The sequence below is a fragment of the Azorhizobium caulinodans ORS 571 genome (genome assembly GCF_000010525.1).
Classification (GTDB): Bacteria; Pseudomonadota; Alphaproteobacteria; order Rhizobiales; family Xanthobacteraceae; genus Azorhizobium; species Azorhizobium caulinodans.
In genome coordinates, this window is the sequence record NC_009937.1 from 1111442 (window position 1) to 1131661 (window position 20220).

The 20220-nt window shown below is 68.0% G+C and carries 15 protein-coding genes; 11 read left to right on the forward strand and 4 right to left on the reverse strand.

Annotation, left to right across the window (positions count from 1 at the left end; translation table 11 throughout):
• The first annotated feature begins 72 nt into the window (after positions 1 to 72).
• From AZC_RS05095 to ccrA, 4 genes are all read left to right on the forward strand, one after another.
• Positions 73 to 783: a 3-oxoacid CoA-transferase subunit A gene (locus tag AZC_RS05095; protein ID WP_012169525.1), complete on the forward strand. Its 711-nt coding sequence runs from the start codon at positions 73 to 75 to the stop codon at positions 781 to 783.
• Positions 776 to 1465, forward strand: coding sequence for a 3-oxoacid CoA-transferase subunit B (locus tag AZC_RS05100; protein WP_012169526.1), 690 nt, complete (start codon positions 776 to 778; stop codon positions 1463 to 1465). Before AZC_RS05095 ends, AZC_RS05100 begins: the two co-directional genes overlap by 8 nt.
• Before the next feature lie 11 nt (positions 1466 to 1476).
• Entirely contained in the window at positions 1477 to 2682 is a 1206-nt protein-coding gene (gene pcaF, locus AZC_RS05105; RefSeq protein WP_012169527.1) for a 3-oxoadipyl-CoA thiolase, read from the forward strand.
• Between the two features lie 384 nt (positions 2683 to 3066).
• Positions 3067 to 4356 carry a crotonyl-CoA carboxylase/reductase gene (gene ccrA / locus AZC_RS05110; protein ID WP_043878923.1) on the forward strand — a complete coding sequence of 430 codons (1290 nt, stop codon included), beginning with the start codon at positions 3067 to 3069 and terminating at the stop codon, positions 4354 to 4356.
• Positions 4357 to 4361: 5 nt separating this feature from the next.
• Here ccrA and AZC_RS24260 read toward each other — a convergent pair whose 3' ends face one another.
• Positions 4362 to 5441, reverse strand: coding sequence for a GGDEF domain-containing protein (locus tag AZC_RS24260; RefSeq protein ID WP_081433901.1), 1080 nt, complete (start codon positions 5439 to 5441; stop codon positions 4362 to 4364).
• A gap of 131 nt (positions 5442 to 5572) precedes the next feature.
• Here AZC_RS24260 and AZC_RS05120 point away from each other — a divergent pair, with 131 nt between their 5' ends.
• Positions 5573 to 6790, forward strand: coding sequence for a TIGR03862 family flavoprotein (locus AZC_RS05120; RefSeq protein WP_012169530.1), 1218 nt, complete (start codon positions 5573 to 5575; stop codon positions 6788 to 6790).
• A 105-nt stretch (positions 6791 to 6895) separates the two neighbouring features.
• Entirely contained in the window at positions 6896 to 8035 is a 1140-nt protein-coding gene (locus AZC_RS05125; RefSeq protein WP_012169531.1) for a calcium-binding protein, read from the forward strand.
• Between the two features lie 4 nt (positions 8036 to 8039).
• On the opposite strand, the gene AZC_RS05130 is transcribed toward AZC_RS05125, so the two are convergent.
• From AZC_RS05130 to AZC_RS05140, 3 genes are all read right to left on the reverse strand, one after another.
• Positions 8040 to 9218, reverse strand: coding sequence for a CobW family GTP-binding protein (locus AZC_RS05130; RefSeq protein WP_012169532.1), 1179 nt, complete (start codon positions 9216 to 9218; stop codon positions 8040 to 8042).
• A gap of 21 nt (positions 9219 to 9239) precedes the next feature.
• On the reverse strand, positions 9240 to 10670 hold the full coding sequence (locus tag AZC_RS05135; RefSeq protein ID WP_052285863.1) for a D-alanyl-D-alanine carboxypeptidase family protein: 1431 nt from the start codon (positions 10668 to 10670) through the stop codon (positions 9240 to 9242).
• Between the two features lie 344 nt (positions 10671 to 11014).
• Positions 11015 to 12799 carry a glucan ABC transporter ATP-binding protein/ permease gene (locus AZC_RS05140; protein WP_012169534.1) on the reverse strand — a complete coding sequence of 595 codons (1785 nt, stop codon included), beginning with the start codon at positions 12797 to 12799 and terminating at the stop codon, positions 11015 to 11017.
• A gap of 192 nt (positions 12800 to 12991) precedes the next feature.
• On the opposite strand from AZC_RS05140, the gene AZC_RS05145 reads away from it, so the two are divergent.
• The 5 genes from AZC_RS05145 to argC all read left to right on the forward strand — a co-directional run bounded on the left by AZC_RS05145 (position 12992) and on the right by argC (position 20133).
• Positions 12992 to 14095, forward strand: coding sequence for a hypothetical protein (locus AZC_RS05145; protein ID WP_012169535.1), 1104 nt, complete (start codon positions 12992 to 12994; stop codon positions 14093 to 14095).
• Positions 14096 to 14204: 109 nt separating this feature from the next.
• Entirely contained in the window at positions 14205 to 15176 is a 972-nt protein-coding gene (locus AZC_RS05150; RefSeq protein WP_070097025.1) for a Ku protein, read from the forward strand.
• A gap of 18 nt (positions 15177 to 15194) precedes the next feature.
• Positions 15195 to 17897: a DNA ligase D gene (gene ligD / locus AZC_RS05155; RefSeq protein WP_012169537.1), complete on the forward strand. Its 2703-nt coding sequence runs from the start codon at positions 15195 to 15197 to the stop codon at positions 17895 to 17897.
• On the forward strand, positions 17897 to 18709 hold the full coding sequence (locus tag AZC_RS05160; RefSeq protein ID WP_012169538.1) for a Ku protein: 813 nt from the start codon (positions 17897 to 17899) through the stop codon (positions 18707 to 18709). The genes ligD and AZC_RS05160 overlap by 1 nt, the downstream gene beginning before the upstream one ends.
• Before the next feature lie 449 nt (positions 18710 to 19158).
• Positions 19159 to 20133 (forward strand): N-acetyl-gamma-glutamyl-phosphate reductase, encoded by a 975-nt coding sequence (gene argC, locus AZC_RS05165; protein ID WP_012169539.1) that lies wholly within the window; start codon positions 19159 to 19161, stop codon positions 20131 to 20133.
• The last annotated feature ends 87 nt before the right edge of the window (positions 20134 to 20220 follow it).

A 20220-nucleotide genomic window follows, 5' to 3' on the forward strand; every position in this document is an offset into this window, starting at 1 on the left:
GGACCGGGCCTATCCGTTCCTCAGGGCCAGAGTGCCGGTCAGGCGCGGCCCGTGAGTTCCGGGAGGACCTGCATGGACAAGACGGTCGGGGATCTCGCCACGGCGGTTTCCGAGATCGGGGATGGCGCCACGGTGATGATCGGCGGCTTCGGCGGCGCCGGTGCGCCGGTGGAGCTCATCCACGCCCTCATCGACAAGGGGCCGAAGGGCCTCACCGTGGTCAACAACAATGCGGGCAACGGGCGCATCGGCATCGCCGCGATGATCGCGGCCGGCATGGTGCGCAAGCTGATCTGCTCCTTCCCCCGCGCGGCGGACGCCAGCGCCTTCAACGAGCGCTATCTGGCGGGTGAACTGGAGCTGGAACTGGTGCCGCAGGGCACGCTCGCCGAGCGCATCCGCGCCGGCGGTGCGGGCATTCCAGCCTTCTACACGCCCACCAGCTATGGCACCGAACTCGCCGAGGGCAAGCCGGTGGCCGAGTTTGACGGGCGGCCCTATGTGCAGGAGCGCTGGCTGAAGGCGGACTTCGCCCTCGTGAAAGCCCATCTCGGCGATCCCTACGGCAACCTCACCTACAACAAGGCGGCCCGCAACTTCAGCCCGCTGATGTGCATGGCAGCGGCCAAGACCATCGTGCAGGTCTCGCGCATCGTGCCGCCGGGCGACATCGATCCCGAGCACGTCATCACACCCGGCATCTTCGTGGACCGGGTGGTCGAGGTCGCCGATGCGCGACAGGAAGAGGACCTCATCCGGGCGGGAGCGGCCTACAATGACTGAGACCCTTCAGAACGACGGCAAGCTGTCGAACGCCCAGATTGCCTGGCGCGCGGCGCAGGACATTGCCGATGGCGCCTATGTGAACCTCGGCATCGGCTTCCCCGAGATGGTGGCCAATTATCCGGTCGAGGGCCGCGAGGTGATCTTCCACACCGAGAACGGCATCCTCAATTTCGGCGCGCCGCCGCCGGCCGGTCAGGAAGACTGGGACCTTATCAATGCCGGCAAGAAGGCGGTGACGCTGCGGCCGGGTGCGGCCTTCTTCCACCATGCGGACAGCTTCGCCATGGTGCGCGGCGGGCATCTGGATGTGGCCATCCTCGGCGCCTATCAGGTGTCGCAGAATGGCGATCTCGCCAACTGGCGCGTCGGCAGCAAGGGCGTGCCGGCGGTGGGCGGCGCCATGGATCTGGTGCATGGGGCGAAGCAGGTCTTCGTCATCACCGAGCACCAGACCAAGTCCGGCGAGCCCAAGCTCGTGGAAAGCTGCGCCTTTCCGCTGACCGGCGTCGCCTGCGTCACCCGCGTCTATACGAGCCACGCGGTGGTGGATATTCGCGGCGGCCGCTTCATCCTGCGCGAGAAGATCCCGACGCTCTCCCTTGAAGAGCTTCAGGCGATGACCGGCGCGCGCCTCCACATCGACGGCCCGGTGGCCGATCTCGTCGCGCCCGAGCTGTGAGCGGGGATGCCATGACCGAAGCTTATATCTGCGACTATATCCGCACCCCCATCGGCCGCTTCGGCGGCGCGCTGTCCGCCGTGCGGGCCGACGATCTCGGGGCCATTCCGCTGAAGGCGCTCGTCGCCCGCAATGCCGGTCTCGACTGGGAGAAGGTGGACGACGTGATCTTCGGCTGCGCCAACCAGGCTGGCGAGGACAATCGCAACGTCGCCCGCATGTCGCTGCTGCTGGCGGGCCTCCCGCTCTCCATCGGCGGCACCACCATGAACCGCCTGTGCGGCTCGGGCATGGATGCGGTGGCGACCGCCGCCCGCGCCATCAAGGCGGGCGAGGCGGACCTCATCATCGCCGGCGGCGTGGAGAGCATGAGCCGCGCGCCCCTCGTCATGCCGAAGGCGGACGCAGCCTTCTCCCGCCGCGCGGAAATCTACGACACCACCATCGGCTGGCGCTTCGTCAATCCGCTGATGAAGGAGATGTATGGCGTCGATTCCATGCCGGAGACCGGCGACAATGTCGCCATCGACTACAAGGTCTCCCGCGAGGATCAGGACGCCTTCGCCGTCCGCAGCCAGGAGAAGGCCTCGGCCGCTCAGGCCAATGGCCGGCTGGCGCGCGAAATCACGCCCGTGACCCTGCCGCAGAAGAAGGGTGATCCGGTCGTGGTGGAGCGCGACGAGCATCCCCGCGCCACGAGCCTTGAGGCGCTCGCCAAGCTCAAGCCCGTGAACCGCATGGCGGGAGCGACCGTCACCGCGGGCAATGCTTCGGGCGTGAACGACGGCGCCGCGGCGCTCATCATCGCCTCGGAAGCCGCCGCGAAGGCCCATGGCCTGACGCCCATCGCCCGCGTGCTCGGCGGCGCGGTGGCCGGCGTTCCGCCCCGCGTCATGGGCATCGGCCCGGCGCCGGCCAGCCAGAAGCTCATGGCCCGCCTCGGTCTCACGCAGGACCAGTTCGACGTGATCGAACTGAACGAGGCCTTCGCCTCTCAGGGCCTCGCCACGCTGCGCCTGCTGGGCATTGCGGATGACGATGCGCGCGTGAACTGCAATGGCGGCGCCATCGCTCTCGGCCATCCGCTCGGCATGTCCGGCGCCCGCATCACCGGCACCGCGGCACTGGAACTGACCGTGGGCGGCGGCCGCCGGGCGCTGGCGACCATGTGCATCGGCGTCGGCCAGGGCATCGCGGTGGCGCTGGAGCGCGTCTGACCCCTCTCGAAAAGGGTGTTCGGGGCGTCGGTGGGCTCGGGCCTGCCGGCGCCCCTTTTCTTTGGTGCGCCCCTCCGCATGACTGCGGCCAAACGCCCGAAGGCGAAACTGCATTGCATCGCATCCAAAAAAGCGACGACCCGCACGGGCCCCTTCATCTATGGGGCCTGAGGCTTTGAGGGTAGGACATCTGGAAAGGTCAATATTCGTGACGTGATCCGCGCTGGCCTGCCAGTTTCCGCCGCCTTTCTTATCCGAAAGAGGGCTCGCCAGCCCGATTTTCTCTGCTACGCTGCGGTGCGAAGATAAGAAATGTGCAACCGCGGTCTGCCCGGTTGCGTCGGAAACGAGACCGAATGGTCCGCATGGAGAGAGGATCGCGACATGGGCCAGCCCGCCACCTTGCCGAGCTCCGAAGCGCCGCTGAAGGATCTCTATGAGATCGGCGAAATTCCGCCGCTTGGGCACGTTCCCAGGCAGATGTACGCTTGGACCATCCGCCGCGAGCGGCACGGCCCGCCGGAGGACTCCTTCCAGATCGAGGTGGTGCCCACCTGGGAACTGGGCGAGGCGGATGTGCTGGTGCTCGTGATGGCGGCCGGCGTGAATTACAACGGCATCTGGGCGGGCCTCGGCCAGCCGATCTCCCCCTTCGACGTGCACAAGCAGCCGTATCATATCGCCGGCTCCGACGCCTCCGGCATCGTCTGGGCGGTGGGCTCCAAGGTCACCCGCTGGAAGGTGGGCGACGAAGTGGTCGTCCACTGCAATCAGGACGACGGCGACGACGAGGAGTGCAACGGCGGCGACCCGATGTTCTCCCCCTCCCAGCGCATCTGGGGCTATGAGACGCCGGATGGCTCCTTCGCTCAGTTCTGCCGCGTGCAGGCGCGCCAGCTCATGCCGCGCCCCAAGCATCTGACTTGGGAGGAGTGCGCCTGCTACACGCTGACGCTCGCTACCGCCTATCGCATGCTGTTCGGCCACGCCCCCCACGACATCAAGCCCGGCCAGTTCGTGCTGGTCTGGGGCGCCTCGGGCGGCCTCGGTGTGTTCGGCGTGCAACTGGCGGCGGCCTCGGGCGCCCACGTGATCGGCGTGATCTCGGACGAGACCAAGCGCGACTACGTGCTTCAGCTCGGCGCGCGCGGCGTCATCAACCGCAAGGATTTCAAGTGCTGGGGCCAGATGCCCAAGGTCAATTCGCCCGAATACAATGAGTGGGTGAAGGAAGCCCGCAAGTTCGGCAAGGCGATCTGGGACATCACCGGCAAGCGCGACGTGGACATGGTGTTCGAGCATCCGGGCGAGCAGACCTTCCCGGTCTCCTGCCTCGTCGCCAAGCGCGGCGGCATGGTGGTGTTCTGCGCCGGCACCACGGGCTTCAACATCACCTTCGATGCCCGCTATGTGTGGATGCGGCAGAAGCGCATCCAGGGCTCGCACTTCGCGCACCTGAAGCAGGCGTCCTCCGCGAACCAGTTCATCATCGACCGGCGGGTCGACCCCTGCATGTCGGAAGTGTTCCCCTGGGCGAAGATCCCGGCGGCGCACACGCTGATGTGGAAGAACCAGCACCCGCCCGGCAACATGTCGGTGCTGGTGAACGCCCCGCGGGCCGGTCTGCGCTCGTTCGAGGACGTTCTGGAAGCCTCCGGCGCCCCGGCTCTCTGACGGCCTCAGGCAGGGATCGGGTTCGGTGCCGTGGCTGCTTCGGCGGTGCGGTTCCGGCCTTCCGCCTTGGCGCTGTAGAGCGCGCGGTCGATCCGTTGCAGGGCATCGGCCCACGGGCCTTGCCCATCCCATACGCCGACGCCGGCGCTCAAGGTCACCCGCATTCCGGCCAGCACATGCGTGCCAACGTGCTGGCGCGCGCGGTCGGCCATGGCGATCACGTCGGTAAGCTGCGCATCGCGGGTGATGATGAGGAATTCGTCGCCGCCCCAGCGCCCCACCACATCGCTGTCGCGCACCACGCCCGCCAGGCGCTTGGCGACCGCCTGGAGCACCGCATCCCCGGCGAGGTGGCCATAGGTGTCGTTGATCGGCTTGAAGTTGTCGATGTCGATCAGGATGAGCCCGATCTCACCCGACGATCCCCCCGCCACGTGCCGCAGGATCTGCTCGAGGCCGCGGCGGTTCATGGTGCCGGTGAGGGAATCGGTGGAGGCCATCGTCTCCAGCGCCTTGGCCTTGGCGCGGGCCTGCTCGAAGGCGAGGCTCGTCATCACGAACAGCGACAGGGACACCAGGATCACGAGGTGGACGAGATACGCATTGATCACCAGCGATCCCAGCACCCGGTCCTTCAGGTAGGAATCGGAAGCGGAGAATTCCACGACGATGGGAATGCTCATGCTCAGGAACACGAGGGCGGCCGCAATGACCGCATCCCGCCGCTGCAGGAGGATGAAGGACGCCACATAGAGCATGGGCATCCATTGCAGCGTATTGGCGATGGTATAGAGACGAGTCTGTTCCGCCAGATGGCCGAAGGCGGCGACGCCGACCAGGCAATAGGTCGTGAAGCTCAGATAGGCGATCCACTCCGCCATCCGGTGCCAGCGCGGCAGCGCCAGCATGAGGAACAGGCTGACGACGAAGGCGGCGAGCAGGAGCGGGTAGGCGATCCGGTCGAGTTCCGTGATGACCTGGGTTTCGGTCTCGAACACCCACAGGCCGACCACGCACAGACTGGCCATGGCCACGAGGACGCGGCAGATGCGCCTTCGATACTCGTCGAGCCTGCTTACGATCATGTCCCCACGCCCCCCGCCGGGCGATATCAAAAGCGCCACATGGCAGACTTTTGCCGCAAGGTCCACGAAAAGCGGTAAGCAGGAACGTGCGCCGGGTGGACAGGGGCGGCGTTCGGCGGCACAAGCGGCGCATGCAGTCGCGCGTGTCAAAGGTGGCGGTGATCGGCGCCGGTCCCGCAGGTCTCATGGCCGCCTCGTGCCTGGCGCAGGCGGGCGTTTCGGTCGAGCTGTTCGACCGCATGCCGAGCCCCGCCCGCAAGTTCCTGATGGCCGGACGCGGCGGCCTCAATCTCACCCACAGCGAGCCGCTGGAGCGATTCCTCGCGCGCTATGGCTCCGCGGCCGGGCGCCTGGCGCCGGCCATCCGCGCCTTTCCGCCGGATGCGCTGCGCGCCTTCGCCGAGGGCCTTGGGGAAGAGACCTTCGTCGGGTCGAGCGGCCGGGTTTTCCCGAAGAGCTTCAAGGCTTCGCCCATGCTGCGGGCCTGGCTGCGGCACCTCGCCGCGGCGGGCGTGACGTTGTCGGCCCGCCACCATTGGACCGGCTGGGATGCGGACGGCGCGCTCACCTTCGAGACGCCGGAAGGGCCGCGGGCGGTGCGCGTCGACGCCACTGTGCTCGCGCTCGGCGGGGCTTCCTGGCCCCGGCTCGGCGCCGATGGTGGCTGGCGGGCGGTGCTGGAAGGGGCAGGACTTCAGGTGGCGCTCTTCGCGCCCGCTAACATGGGCGTGCTCCTGAACTGGAGTGCGCATCTGGTACCGCGCTTCGCGGGAACGCCCTTGAAGCGTATCGCGCTCGCCTGTGGCGCGGAGCATGTACGCGGGGAAGCCGTCATCACCGCTCAGGGGCTGGAAGGCGGTGCCATCTATGCGCTGTCCCGGCAGATCCGCGAGGCCGTGGAGCGGCAGGGGCAGGCGGACCTCGTCATGGACCTGCGGCCGGATCTCTCCCTCGATGTCCTCGCCCAGCGCCTCGCGGCGGCTCCTGCGCGCCTGTCCTTCTCCGAGCGCCTGCGCAAGGCGGCGGGGCTCGCGCCGGTGCAGATCGCATTGCTGCGCGAGGGAATGAACGCGCGTCCAGCCGAAGCAGCGGCGCTGGCCCGCCGCATCAAGGCGCTGCCTTTGACGGTGATGGGCGTGTGCGGGCTGGAGCGGGCGATTTCCAGCGCCGGCGGGCTCGCGTGGGATGAGGTGGGGCCGGATTATGCGCTGAAGGCGTGTCCGGACGTGTTCGTCTGCGGCGAGATGCTGGACTGGGAGGCGCCCACCGGCGGGTATCTCCTTCAGGCCTGCTTCTCCACTGCGGTGGCGGCGGCCGAAGGCGTGAAGGCGCGCTTGAAGTCGGATTGAAGCAAATCGCGCGCATTTCCGCTGAAAAAAGAACGAATATTAAAATATTCGACGCTAACGCCGAAATCGACATGATGCCACTGCCACGCTGGCGGGAGTGGGATCATGCCGGACATCATCGGAAGTGAAGATCGCGATATCCTCTGGGGCGTTGTCGGATCGAAGAATATTCTTCTCGGCCTCGGTGGGGACGACGTCCTCCACGGCCAGAACCTGGCCGACCATCTGGAAGGCGCGCGCGGCGACGACTGGCTTTACGGCGCCGGCGGCAACGACACGCTGATCGGCGGTGAGGGCAACGATGTCCTGAACGGCGGCGCAGGCGCCGACCTGCTCATCGGTGGCACCGGCATCGACACGGTGGACTATTCCGCCAGTGGCGGCGCCGCGCAGGTGGGCGTCACTGTCGACCTCTCAGCCGGCGAAGGCAGCGGCGGCGAGGCCGAGGGCGATCTCTATTTCGGCATCGAGAACATCATCGGCACCAGCGCCGCCGATACGCTCCTCGGCAATGCAGGTGCCAACGTCATCGATGCCGGCGCATCCGCCATCGCGGGCGACGTGATCCTGGCCGGTGGCGGCGACGATACGGTCCTGATCGGCGCCAATGCGGCGACGGCGGATGGCGGCGACGGCTTCGACCGTCTGGTGCTGAACCTCGGCACGGAAGGATCGACCACCGGCGCCACCTTCGTCTTCGACAGCGGTGCCACCAGCCTTGGCGCCACCTTCACCAATTTCGAGACGGTGACCGTCACCGGCACGGCGGCCACAGACACGGTGTTCGGCGGCGCGGGCGATGATGTGCTCGATGGCGGGGCGGGCCGCGATTATCTGCGCGGCGGCGCCGGAGGCGACGTGCTTATCGGCGGTGTCGGCCACGATTCCCTGCGCGGCGGCGATGGCGACGACCGGCTGGAAGGCGGCTGGGGCAACGACTTCCTCGTCGGCGGCAAGGGGTCGGACACCTTCGTCTATGACGACCTGAATTCCAGCCGCGACCGCATCATCGACTTTCAAGCCGGAGATGGCGGCGACAAGCTGGAACTGTCCCTGCTGCGGCAGGACGTGTCGCACATCCACTCGTTCGACGATCTTCTGGCCCACGCCACCGATACGGCGCAAGGCGTCTATATCGACCTCTCAGGCGACCTGCACTGGCCCATCGGTATCATCCTGCAAGGCGTGCATGTGGCGGATCTCACCGCCGACAACCTCTCCTTGCCGGATCACGGCATCGGCTGAGCGGTCAGCGCATGCCAGAGAGGCCGGGCGGGGCGAGGGGGTTGTCCGTCATCGCCGCCCGGTCCGGCGTGTCCACCGAGGGCACACCAAGGAAGGCCTCGAACAGGCGCTGGATCACCATCGGGTCAAGGTCCCGCACGATCATGACGAGACGCGTGCGGTGGTCGTCATCGGGCCATGCGGCAAGGCGGCTCGGCGGATGCATCACATGCTGGACGCCGTGCAGCACCACCGGGGCGGAGGGATCGTCCGCCAGCTTCACGATGCCTTTCATGCGCAGAACGCTGCCGCCGTGGGTGGCCCGCAGCAGCTCAAGGAACAGGTCCAGCGTCGAGGCGGGAATTGCGGCATCGGTGGCGAGCGAAAAGGCCTTGATGCGGTCGTCGTGCCGGTTGGGATCGGTGACTACCGCCGGCCCCTCGGCCGCCTCGCGATTGGCGGCGATCTGCTCCTCCGCCAGCCAGCGGGCCACGTCGGGAATCTTGCGCGCCGGGTCATAGAGACCCGCCTTGAGGATGCGCTCAGCGGTCGCTTCCCCCGCCGCCGCATCCAGAACGGGCGCAGCCGGGGCGAGCGTCGCGAGGCGCCGCCGCAAGTCGGCAACGGCGGTTTTCTCCGCGTCCGTCTGTGCGAGGTCCGTCTTGGTGAGGACGATGCGATCGGAGACGGCTGCCTGCTTCACCGCCTCGGGCTGCGCGTCGAGGGTCGCGCCGCCATTGATGGCGTCCACCACCGTCACCACCCCGTCCAGCCGATACCGCATCAGCAGATAGGGGTGGGTCATCAGCGTGTGGAGGATGGGCGCCGGGTCGGCAAGGCCCGTGGTCTCGATCAGCACGCGGGAGAAGGGCGGCAGACGGTTGTTGTCGCGCCCGCGCAGCAGGTCTTCCAGCGCCGCCACAAGGTCGCCGCGCACGGTGCAGCAGACGCAGCCGCTGGCCAGCAGCACCACGCCCTCGTCCACCTCGCGCACGAACAGATGGTCAAGGCCGATCTCGCCGAACTCATTGATGAGGACGGCGGTGTCGGCCAGCGCTGTATCGGCGAGGATACGGTTGAGGAGCGTCGTCTTGCCCGCGCCGAGAAAGCCCGTGAGCACGGTGACGGGAATGGGCTCGGGCGGACCGCGACGGGCGGGCCGGTCCGGGGCCGTGCCGGCCTCCGGCGTCTCGAAAGGGCTCACGATCTGTCTCTCGAAAGGGCGTCAGCCGCCGGGCTTCTGCGCCGGGGCGCTGTCATCCTGCCCATTGCCTTGCGTCTTGGGCTTCGGCTTGTCGGCGCTCGCCTGCGCAGGCTTCTGGGCCGGCTTGGGCGCCGGGGCGGGCTGCGGCTTGAGGCCCATCTTCTCCGAATTGGAAAGGGTGGCGTTGGGCCGGGCGGCGGCGGCATTGCCCTGCGGCTTTGGCGGGGTGCCGGTGCTGGCGGTCGCCGTGCCGTGGGCCTTCTTGTCGCCAGGCTTGGCGGCCGTGGGCTTCTTCTCCTCGGCGGGGAAGGCGCTTTCCGGCGGCAGGGGGGCGTTCTTCGGGCCGATGAAGACATCCACCGGCGGCATGGAGGGCGGCAGGTTCTGCAACAGGGCCGCGCCCGGATTCTTGCCCGAGAAGCCGGCTGCGGCCGCCGCCTGCGTCGCATAGGAGGTGGCGGTGCCGCTGGCGCCGAAGATGGCGTCGTCCTCGTTTTCCGAGGCCAGCTCCTTGCGCTTGCCGCCGCAGATGTAGGGCTTCATGTCGGTGGGCTCGCCGCCGGTGTCCTGAATGGAGTTCAGGGTGGGGGCGGCCGAGGCGAAGATGGACCAGGAGGGCTGGAAGCCCTTCTCCAGCAGCATGGCCGCCTGCTCCGTGCGGGCCACCGCCGAGGGCGCGCCGAGGATGACGGCGATGAGGCGCTTGTTGCCGCGGGTGGCGGTGGCGACCAGATTGAAGCCGGCCGAGCAGATGAAGCCGGTCTTCATGCCGTCCGCGCCCGGGTAGCGGTCAATGAGGCGGTTGTAGTTGCGATACACCACCTTGCCGAGGCGCATGGCCGGAATGCGGAACAGCGTTTCCTGCTCCGGGAAATGGTAGATCAGCGCGCGCGCCAGCACGGCGAGGTCGCGGGCCGTGGTGATCTGGCCCGGATCGGGCAGGCCGTTGGGATTGTTGTAGTGCGTGCCCGCCATGCCCAGCCGCTCGGCGGTGTCGTTCATCTCCTCGACGAAGGCGGGCATGGAGCCGCCCACGCCCTCGGCGATGACCACGGCCATGTCGTTGGCCGACTTCACCATGAGCATGCGCAGGGCATTCTCCAGCGTGAGCTGGGTGCCCGGCTTGAAGCCCATCTTGCTCGGCTGCTGCGAGGCGGCGAGCGGAGAGACGGTCAAGAGGCTGTCAAAGCTGATGCGCCCTTCCTTCACCGCGTTCAGCGCCACATAGACGGTCATCAGCTTGGTGACGGAGGCCGGATACCAGGGCTTGCCGGCATCCTGCTGCTCCAGCACGCGGCCGGTATCGGCTTCCACCAGCAGGACGGGGGCGGCATTCACGCTCGCCCCGGCGGCGCAGAGCAGCGCGGTCGCGGACAGGAGGCGCACCAGCGCGCCACGGGCGGGTGAGACGGCGGCCCGAAGGCGTGCGGAAAGGCGGAACAGGTCCGGCACTGCTGGCTCCCTCTGCGCACGCCGCCGGCAAGAGGGCCAGCGGTGCTCCGCGCGCATCTGAACGCGGCACAGGCAGCGACGCGGGACGGTCCGATCTGCCCAAGCCAATGGGTGAGGCGCCCCCCGGCGACACTGGGATCCAACGCAGGCGCACCGCAGGCACGGCAGACCGCGTCCGATCCAAGCCTGATCCTTAGCGCTTTTTCCCTCAGGGGGAAAGGCGCCGGCCGGGGAGGGACCTCTTGCCCCACAGCGCCGGGGGAATGCGGCATCAGCGGGGCTGAAGGCGCCGCATTCGATTCCAGAAAGCGTGGATTGCTTCCGGGATGGAAGATTGCCCGTCCTCAGGTCTCCACCAGCGGCTTGCCGCCGGGCTCGGGCGGGGCGAGGAACTGGGCGCGGGCAAGCCCGGCGAAGCGCCCGCCGAGGGCGACCAGTTCATCGAACGTTCCGGCTTCCACGATGCGTCCGTGTTCGAAGACGAGGATGCGGTCGGCATTGCGCACCGTGGCGAGGCGGTGGGCGATGACGAAGGTGGTGCGGCCCTTCATCACCTCGTCCAGCGCCGCCTGCACCTTCACCTCGGTCGCGGCATCGAGGGCGCTCGTCGCCTCGTCGAGAATCAGGATGGGTGGGTCTTTCAGGAGCGCGCGGGCGATGGAGAGGCGCTGGCGCTCGCCGCCGGAGAGGGCCCGGCCGCGCTCGCCCACGCGGGCCTGAAGTCCCATGGGATTGCGCTCCACCAGTTCCCACGCCTGCGCCCGCTCCAGCGCGAGGCGCAAGTCCGCCTCCGTTGCGTCGGGCTTCCCGACCCGCAGGTTGTCCTCGATGGTGCGGTTGAAGAGCATGGCCTCCTGGAACACCACGCCGATCTGCCGCCGCAGGGAGGCCAGTGTCACGTCCTTGATGTCCGTGCCGTCGATGAGCACGCGGCCGGACTGGGGATCGAACACCCGGTGCAGCAGGGTGAGCGCCGTGGACTTGCCGGCGCCGGTGCTGCCGACCAGCGCAATGGTCTCGCCGGGCTTCGCCTCGAAATCCACGTCCGCGAGCGCGCTGCGCTTGCCGTCGTAGGAGAAGGAGACGTTCTCGAACCGCACGTCCCCCTTCACCCCGGCAAGCTCGGTGGCGCCGGGCTTGTCCCGCACCTGCCCGACCGTATCCAGCACATCGAAGAACTGTGCGAGGCCCGGGGCCGACATGACCAGCCGGTTGACGAAGCTCACCGTATGGTCGAGCCGCCCGATGAGCATGGTGGCGAAGCCTACATAGGTGACGATGTCGCCGATGGCGGCGAGGCCATCGAGATAGAGCCACGTGCCGATGAGCAGGATTGCGAGGATGGTGAGCGTGGTGGCCGCCTTGGTGGCCATGGAGACCAGCGCCCACCAGGACAGCACCGGGATCTGCGCCGCCAGCACCTGGCTGGCGGTGTCGCGGAGGCCCCGTACCTCGGCCTCGATGCGGGTGTAGCTCTGCACGAGCGCCACATTGCCCAAAGCGTCCGAGGCGTGCTCGGCGAGATTGGCGTGGTGGCCTTCCACCTGCCGCTGCAAGGCTTCCGTCTTGCGCAGCACGAAGGCGGTGGTGATGCCGAAGACGATGATGAGCACCACCAGCACGAGGCCGAGCCGCCAGTTGATCCAGATGCCCACCGGCAGCAGCACGACGAGCGAGACGATGGCCGCGCAATCCTCGCGGAAGAAGGAGAGCCACATGCCCCAGAGCGTATCCGTGCCCTGGAGCATGATCTTCAGCAGGCGCCCGGAATGGGTCTCGCCATGGAAGGAGAGGGGGAGCTGGAGCACGTGCTCGAAATATTCGGTGAGCACGCCGAGCCGCCGCCGGTGGGCGAGGCGGTCCGCATGGAGCGAGACCAGCACGCCGGCGACGATGTTGAACAGGCCGAAGGCGACCCAGCCGCCGAGCAACGGAGTGAGCGTGTCATAGCTCGGCAACTGCCCGCGGGATTGCCCGCCCGCCAGAGCGTCGATGATCCAGCCGAACAGGATGGGCTCGGCGAACTGCGCCAGCGCAAGGGCGAGATTGCCGATGGCCAGGAACCCGCCCACCCGCGCGAGCGGGCCGAGGAGAGACAGGGCGCGGGCATAGATACGCAACAGGGACATGGCCGGCGTTCCGGATCGGATCAGTCAGGCCGGCGGTTGCCGGATGCTTCCGTCGAGAAAGCCCGAGGCGCGGGACGAAGGCAAGGCCATCTCGTTCCATAGCAAGCTACCGCCCGCGCCGGCATCTTCGCCGCCTTGCCTTGAAGCCATCCCTCTTGTGTCCCAAAAAGCGAAGAAGAAACGGGAGAGATCATGACCGAGCCGCTGCCTCAAGATGGCGCTTCCGCCCCGCGCGTCGACATCGGCATGGGGGATCTCCAGCGGGCGGTGGACATGGGCATTCTGGAGCGAGCGCAGGCCCGCGCGCTCTGGGATTTCCTCGCCGGGGCCGCGCCCGCGGGCGCCTCCGTCCCTGCGGCGGCCCGCTTCAGCTTCGGGCACACGCTCTATTATTTCGGCGGCCTCATCGCGATCTCCGCCATGAGCCTGTTCATGACGCTGGCGTGGGATGCGCTCGGCCCCTGGGGCATCTGTGCCCTGGCGCTGGTCTATGCTGGCGCCGTCTGGACGGCGGCGGAGGTGCTCCGCGCGCACGGCTATGTCATTCCCGCCGGGCTTCTCGGCGCGCTGGCGGTGTGTCTCGTGCCGCTCGCCACATGGTCCGCGCAGCATGCGCTGGGCCTGTGGCCGGAACTCTCCGGCGGCATTTCCGGCGAGCGCTACAGCCAGTATCACCAATGGATCGACGGCCGCTGGCTGACGCTGGAGCTGACGACGCTGCTGGTGGGGGCGCTCGCCCTCTGGCGCATGCGCCTGCCCTTCCTGGTGATGCCGCTCGCCGTGACGCTCTGGTACATGAGCATGGACCTCTCCCGCTGGCCGGCGGGGGAGAGCGACCCATGGGATTTCGACCACGCCCGGCGGGTGTCCATCGTCTTCGGCATCGCCATGTGCCTGGTCGCCGGGGCGCTCGATCTCTATCGCCGCCACCGCCACACGGCCGACTTCGCCGGCTGGCTCTATCTCTTCGGCGCCCTGGCGGCCTGGGGCGGCGTGACGGCAAGCCACTCCGACAGCGAACTCGCCAAATTCGTCTATGCGCTGCTGAACGCCGGCCTCGTGCTGTTCGGCGCCATCATCGGCCGCCGCATCTTCACGGTGCTCGGCGCCATCGGTGTTGCCACCTATCTCGGCTATCTGGCCTTCCAGCTGTTCGAGGACAGCCTGCTCTTCCCCTTCGCCCTCAGCCTCATCGGCCTCGGCATCGTCGGCCTCGGCATCTGGTGGCAGAGGCACGAGGCCGCGATCCAGGCCCGGCTGGGCCGGCTGTTGCCGACGGTGAGCTGGGACCGATAGCCAACTGCGGCGTGCGGCGTCGGGAACGTCGCGCTATGCTGGTCGTTATCGCGTGGGTGACGCTCGGCCGCTCGGGTCGGGTGCGGGCTCTATGTGGCAGATCGCGATCATGGCACTGCGGGCAAGCTGGAAGGGGTTTTTGACCGTCGGGGCGCTGAGTTGCCACGTGGGTCTCTATGCGGCCGCGTCCACCTCCGAGCGCATCTCGCTGCATATGGTCAACCGCAAGACGGGGCACCGGCTGCGGCGGCAATATGTGGATGAGGAGACGGGAGAGCCGGTCGAGGCCGACGCGCAGGTGAAGGGCTACGAGGTCTCAAAGGGCGAGTTCGTGACCGTCGAGCCTGACGAGATCGCCGACATCGTGCCCGCCGGCACAAAGACCATTGCAGTCAATACCTTCCTCGCCTGCACGGACGTGGACACCGCATATTTCGACCGACCCTATTTCCTCGCGCCGGTGGATGAGCCGAGCGCGGAGGTGCTGAAACTGCTCGCCGCGGGCATGAGCGAACGCAAGGTGGCGGCGCTCGGGGAGGCGGTGCTGTTCCGGCGGGTGCGGCGGCTGCTCATCCGCCCGGTGGCGGAAGGTGGCGCGCTCACCGCCTGTACGCTCAATTTCGATTACGAGGTCCGCTCCGCGCAGGAGCAGTTCGCCGATGTGCCGAAGACGCGCATCTCCGGCGAAATGCTGGAGCTCGCCACGCACATCATCCGCTCCAAGCCGGGCAAGTTCGACCCGTCCGCCATCGAGGATCGCTACGAGGACGCGCTGGCGGCGCTTGTGCGCGCCAAGATGGAGGGCAAGCCGCTGCCCAAGCCCGAGCCGCGGCGCGAGGAGAAGGTGGTGAGCCTGCTCGATGCCCTGCGCGCCAGCGCGGGGTCTCCGGACAAGCCGGCGCCCAAGCGGGCGGGTGCCAAGGGCAAGGCCGCCGGTACGAAGACGGCTGGGTCCAAGGCGGGTAGCGCCAAGGCGGGTGGGTCCAAGGCAACTGGGACCAAGACCCGCAAGGCAAAGAGTGCTGCGGCATCCGCCGGCGCGCAGACGCGGCGTACCGGCACCACCCGCAAGGCGGGGTGAGACAAGGCGGAGCAGAAGATGGGCCTCAGCACCTATCGCGCCAAGCGCGACTTCACCGTGACTCCCGAGCCCGACGGCGGCGCGAAAGGCAAGGCCCGCGCCGCAGCCAGCGCCTCGGCGGGCGCCTATGTGATCCAGAAGCACGCCGCCCGCCGCCTGCACTATGATCTGCGGCTGGAGATGGATGGCGTGCTGAAGAGCTGGGCCGTCACGCGCGGGCCGAGCCTCGTGCCCGGTGAGAAGCGCCTCGCCGTGCATGTGGAGGACCATCCGCTCGCCTATGGCGGCTTCGAGGGTACCATCCCCGAGGGCCAGTACGGGGCGGGCAAGGTCATCGTCTGGGATCGCGGCAGCTGGACCCCGGTGGGGGATCCGCACAAGGGCTACAAGAAGGGGCATCTGGAATTCGCACTCGACGGCGAAAAGCTCCATGGCCGCTGGCATCTGGTGCGCATGTCACCCCACCCCGGCGACAAGAAGGAAAACTGGCTGCTCATCAAGGTGGAGGACGAGGCGGCGCGCCCTGAGGGTGCGCCCGAGATTACCGACGAGGCGCCCCTCTCCGTCGTCTCGGGCCGGGACGTTGAGGAAGTGGGTGCCCCATCGGCCGCAAAGTCCCCGAAGTTAAGCACGGCAAAGACGTCCAGGCCGAAGGCTGCGGCACGCGATGCGAAGGCATCCGAGGAGGCCGAGACGACCGCAAGCGGCGCGGAGCGGGGTGCGCGCGCAGTGTCTGCTCCGGCAAAAGCCAAGAAAACGACGGCCGCAAGGGTCAACGGACGCTCCACCCGCGCGACCGCCTGGGACCTGCCAAAGGGCGCGAAACGCGCGCCTTTGCCGGATTTCCTGCCCCCGGCTCTCGCCACGCTGGCCAGGCAGGCGCCGAAGGGCCGGCGCTATGTCCATGAGATCAAGTTCGATGGCTATCGCATCGCCGCGCGGCTTGAGGATGGAGAGGTCCGCCTGCTTACGCGCACCGGCCTCGACTGGTCCGCGCGCTTCGGGACGGCGATCCGGGAGGCGGCCGCGGCCCTTCCCGTATCCGATGCCATGCTTGATGGCGAGGTGGTGGTGGAGGGCGGCAACGGCGCCTCGGACTTCTCCGCCTTGCAGGCGGATCTGAGCGAAGGGCGCACGGACCGCTTCGTCTATTATGCCTTCGATCTCCTGCATCTCGACGGGCACGACCTGACGGGCGCGCCGCTCGCGGAGCGCAAGGCGCTGCTGGAGCAATTGCTCACCAGAGCTGAAGGGAGCGGCGAAGGCGTCCTGCGCTACAGCGGCCATTTCGAGGATGACGGCGCCATGGTGCTCCAGCATGCCTGCCGGCTGAGCCTGGAGGGCGTCGTCTCCAAGCTCAAGGATGCGCCCTATCATTCCGGCCGCTCGCGGGACTGGATCAAGTCCAAGTGCTCGGAGCGGCAGGAGTTCGTGATCGGCGGCTTCGTGCCCTCCACCACTGCCCGCAAGGCTATCGGCTCGCTGGTGCTCGGCGTCTATGAGGGCAAGCGCCTCGTCCATGTGGGGCGTGTGGGCACGGGCTTCTCGAACAAGATGGCGTCGGATCTCCACACCCTGCTGGCGCCCGAGGCGGTTGAGGAAAGTCCGTTTTCCGCGCGGCTTACGGCGGATGAGGCGCGGGGCGTCACCTTTGTTGCGCCCAAGCGTGTGGCCGAAGTCGAGTTCCGCGCCTGGACGGGAGACGGCCACCTGCGCCACGCCGCCTTCCGGGGACTGCGCGACGACAAGGCGGCCGCCGATGTGGTGCGCGAGGCCGCGTCGCAGCCGGCCGAGACGCCCAAGACACCGCCCAAGCGCCGGGTGCGCCTCACCCATCCTGACCGCATCTACTGGCCGGATGCGGGCGTCACCAAGGAGGGATTGGCCGATTATTACGCAGAGGTCTGGCCGCGCATCGCGCCCTTTATCGTCGGCCGGCCGCTGGCGCTGGTGCGTTGTCCGGAGGGCATCGAAGGGCAGCACTTCTTCCAGAAGCACCCGTGGAAGGGCGCGGACAAGGCGCTGAAGGAGGTGCACGATCCCAAGGCCCCGGACGAGCCGCCCTATCTCGCCGTCGAGACGCTGGACGGGCTGATGGCGCTGGTGCAGGGGGCGGCGCTGGAAATCCACCCCTTCGGTGCTCCGCTCTCGGACTGGGAGCGCCCGGACCTTCTCACCATGGATCTCGACCCCGGCGAGGGCGTCCCATGGAGCGCGGTCATCGCCGCTGCCCATGAGGTGAAGGCGCGCCTTGAGACGGCGGGCCTTGCCGCCTTCGTGAAGACCTCCGGCGGCAAGGGGCTGCATGTCTGCGCGCCGCTGAAGCCGCGGGCCGATTGGACCGAACTCAAGGCCTTCACCAAGGCCATGGCCGAGACAATGGCGCAGGAGGCGCCCGACACCTATGTGGCGACCATCACCAAGGCCAAGCGGCGTGGCCGCATCCTTGTTGATTATCTGCGCAACCAGCGCGGCTCCACGGCGGTCGCGCCCTATTCCGCCCGCGCGCGGGCCGGGGCGCCCGTCTCCATGCCCATCGCTTGGGAGGAGCTGGGCGAGGGCATGGGGCCCCAGCATTTCACGGTTCTGAACGCACCGGCGCGGCTCGCCAATCTCTCGGCCGATCCATGGGCTGATTTCCGGAAGGCGGCGGCGCCCCTGCCGGCGGGCAGAACGGCGGGCGGAACGGCCGGCGGCAAACGGCGCGGCGGGAGGCGCTGATGGCACCCCGCGCCTTCTGGAAGGGCTGGCTGAAGCTCTCGCTCGTCACCTGCCGCGTCGCCATGTCCCCCGCCACCAGCGACCGGGAGAAGGTGCGCTTCCACACGCTGAACCGGGACACCGGCAACCGCATCGTCACGCGCTATGTGGACGAGGGCACGGGCAAGCCTGTGCGGGAGGAGGACGAGGCGCGCGGCTATGCCTCCGGCGAGGACAGCTACGTGCTGATCGAGGACGAGGATCTTGAGGCCATCGCGCTCGATACGGTGCGCACCATCGACATCGCGAGCTTCGTCGACCGCGACGACGTGAGCTGGCTCTATCTGGACAAGCCGCACTATCTGGTGCCGGACGATGAGGTGGGCGCGGAGGCCTTCGCGGTCATCCGCGACGCCATGGCGAAGACCGGCAAGGTCGCCCTCTCGCGCCTCGTGCTCTATCGCCGCGAGCGCACCGTCATGCTGGAGCCGCGCGGGCTCGGCTTCGTGCTCTGGACGCTGCGCTATGCGGACGAGGTGCGCCATTTCGAGGGCGCGCCCAAGGCCGAGGGCAAGCCCGACAAGGCTGCGCTCGGCCTGCTCGGCAAGCTCATCGACAGCGAGACGAAGCCCTGGAGCCCGGATCTCGTCACCGATCCGGTGCAGGAGGGGCTGGTCGACCTCATCGCCGCGAAGCGCCGCAAGCGTCCGGCCCGCAAGCCGAAGGTCGCCGCGCCCGAGCCCACCGGCGGCAATGTGGTGAACATCATGGATGCCCTGCGCCGCAGCCTGAAGGCCGAAGGCGGCGACGGCGGGCGCTCGCGCAAGCGCTGAGGCCGCGCGCGGGCAAGGCCCGGGTCGGGTCGTCCTGCTATAAGGTCCGAAACGGAAACCGGCTGGACCGGCCCCGTCTCAGCGAATGAATCCGCCTCCGATGTGTCGGGACGTCTGACCTTGAGCCAACGTCTTCGTGACGGGGCAGACGCAGCGACAACCCGTCCGATGTCGGTGGCGTCCACCTGAGGAGCGGTCGCGCTGACATTGCTCTTGACGATGAAGGTCGGCAGCGACAGTGTTCGCGCATGCTCTGGAACCGGAACATCTGTGACCGACGCCGCTTGACCCAAGCGGCAGCTTTCAGGCTGCGCGTCGCTCAGTGTCCTTCCGTCTGGTGACAGCCTCGCTGTAGGCCCACCCGCAGAAGCGGCCCCGCCCGCGTTCCTGAACCTCCGCAGCCCTCGGCTCCGGGGGTTTTCTTTTGCCCAGATCCATAGGGACATCACATGAGCATTCGCGTCGGCATCGTTGGGATCAGCGGCTTTGGGGGCGGCGAAGCGCTGCGCCTGATCGCGAGCCACCCGTCTTTCGAGCTGGTCTACGCAGCGGGAGAAAGCAGCGCCGGCAGCCGCCTGGTGGATCGCTTTCCCGGTGTGCCGGCCAAGCTGGCCGAGTTGCTGATCCAGAAGTGGGATCCCGCAGCCTTGCCGCCGCTCGACGTCCTGTTCGCGTCGCTGCCGACGGGCGCCTCGGCCGATGCATTGGCTCGCGTACCCAAGGATGTGAAGGTCGTCGATATCGGCGGGGACCATCGCTACGTCGAGGGCTGGGTGTATGGCCTTGCCGACATCTGGCCGACCCGGATCGAGGGACAGACCCGGATTGCCAATCCCGGCTGCTTCCCCGCCGCGACGCTGATCCCGCTGGCACCGCTACTGGCCGACGGGCTGATCGAGCCGGGCAATATCGTGATGGACGTCAAGACGGGCATCTCCGGAGCGGGCCGGGGTGGCGACAGCAAGTTTGGCTATGCCGAGAGCAACGAGAACCTGATCCCGTATGGTCTGCTCAAGCACGTCCACATGCCCGAGATCGCCAGCACGATCGAGCGTTTGAGCGGCGGCAGTGCGGCTGGCCTGGTGTTCACGCCGCATCTGGTGCCGATGACCCGTGGCATCCTTGCCACCATCTACTGCCGCGGCGAGGCCACCACGGACCGGTGCCTGGACGCGGCACGGCGCTTCTATGCCGAGCGGCCGTTCGTCCGCGTGACCGACAAGCCGCCACAGACCAAATGGGCGAGCGGCTCGAATCTCGCATTCGTCAGCTATGCAGCCGATCCGGAGCGAAATCTGGTGATCGCGATGGGCGTGGTCGACAATCTCGGCAAGGGCGCGGCAGGTCAGGCGGTGCAGAACGCGAACCTGATGTGCGGCTTGCCGGAAACCGCCGGGCTGGACGGAGCCCCCGTCTGGCCCTGACTTGAGGAGCGGACCGCCCATGGACCGGGCGGGGCATTCTGGCCCCACCTCCACGGCCCCGGCACAACTGGAATGGTGAGGCGGCAG

Excerpts from the sequence above, each read along its gene's own strand:
- AZC_RS05145 (WP_012169535.1), top strand. The coding sequence starts at position 12,992 with ATGACCGAGCCGCTGCCTCAAGATGGCGCTTCCGCCCCGCGCGTCGAC.
- argC (WP_012169539.1), top strand. The coding sequence starts at position 19,159 with ATGAGCATTCGCGTCGGCATCGTTGGGATCAGCGGCTTTGGGGGCGGC.
- AZC_RS24260 (WP_081433901.1), bottom strand. The coding sequence starts at position 5,441 with ATGATCGTAAGCAGGCTCGACGAGTATCGAAGGCGCATCTGCCGCGTC.
- AZC_RS05095 (WP_012169525.1), top strand. The coding sequence starts at position 73 with ATGGACAAGACGGTCGGGGATCTCGCCACGGCGGTTTCCGAGATCGGG.
- AZC_RS05160 (WP_012169538.1), top strand. The coding sequence starts at position 17,897 with ATGGCACCCCGCGCCTTCTGGAAGGGCTGGCTGAAGCTCTCGCTCGTC.
- ccrA (WP_043878923.1), top strand. The coding sequence starts at position 3,067 with ATGGGCCAGCCCGCCACCTTGCCGAGCTCCGAAGCGCCGCTGAAGGAT.
- AZC_RS05125 (WP_012169531.1), top strand. The coding sequence starts at position 6,896 with ATGCCGGACATCATCGGAAGTGAAGATCGCGATATCCTCTGGGGCGTT.
- pcaF (WP_012169527.1), top strand. The coding sequence starts at position 1,477 with ATGACCGAAGCTTATATCTGCGACTATATCCGCACCCCCATCGGCCGC.
- AZC_RS05150 (WP_070097025.1), top strand. The coding sequence starts at position 14,205 with ATGGCACTGCGGGCAAGCTGGAAGGGGTTTTTGACCGTCGGGGCGCTG.
- ligD (WP_012169537.1), top strand. The coding sequence starts at position 15,195 with ATGGGCCTCAGCACCTATCGCGCCAAGCGCGACTTCACCGTGACTCCC.
- AZC_RS05140 (WP_012169534.1), bottom strand. The coding sequence starts at position 12,799 with ATGTCCCTGTTGCGTATCTATGCCCGCGCCCTGTCTCTCCTCGGCCCG.
- AZC_RS05100 (WP_012169526.1), top strand. The coding sequence starts at position 776 with ATGACTGAGACCCTTCAGAACGACGGCAAGCTGTCGAACGCCCAGATT.
- AZC_RS05120 (WP_012169530.1), top strand. The coding sequence starts at position 5,573 with ATGCAGTCGCGCGTGTCAAAGGTGGCGGTGATCGGCGCCGGTCCCGCA.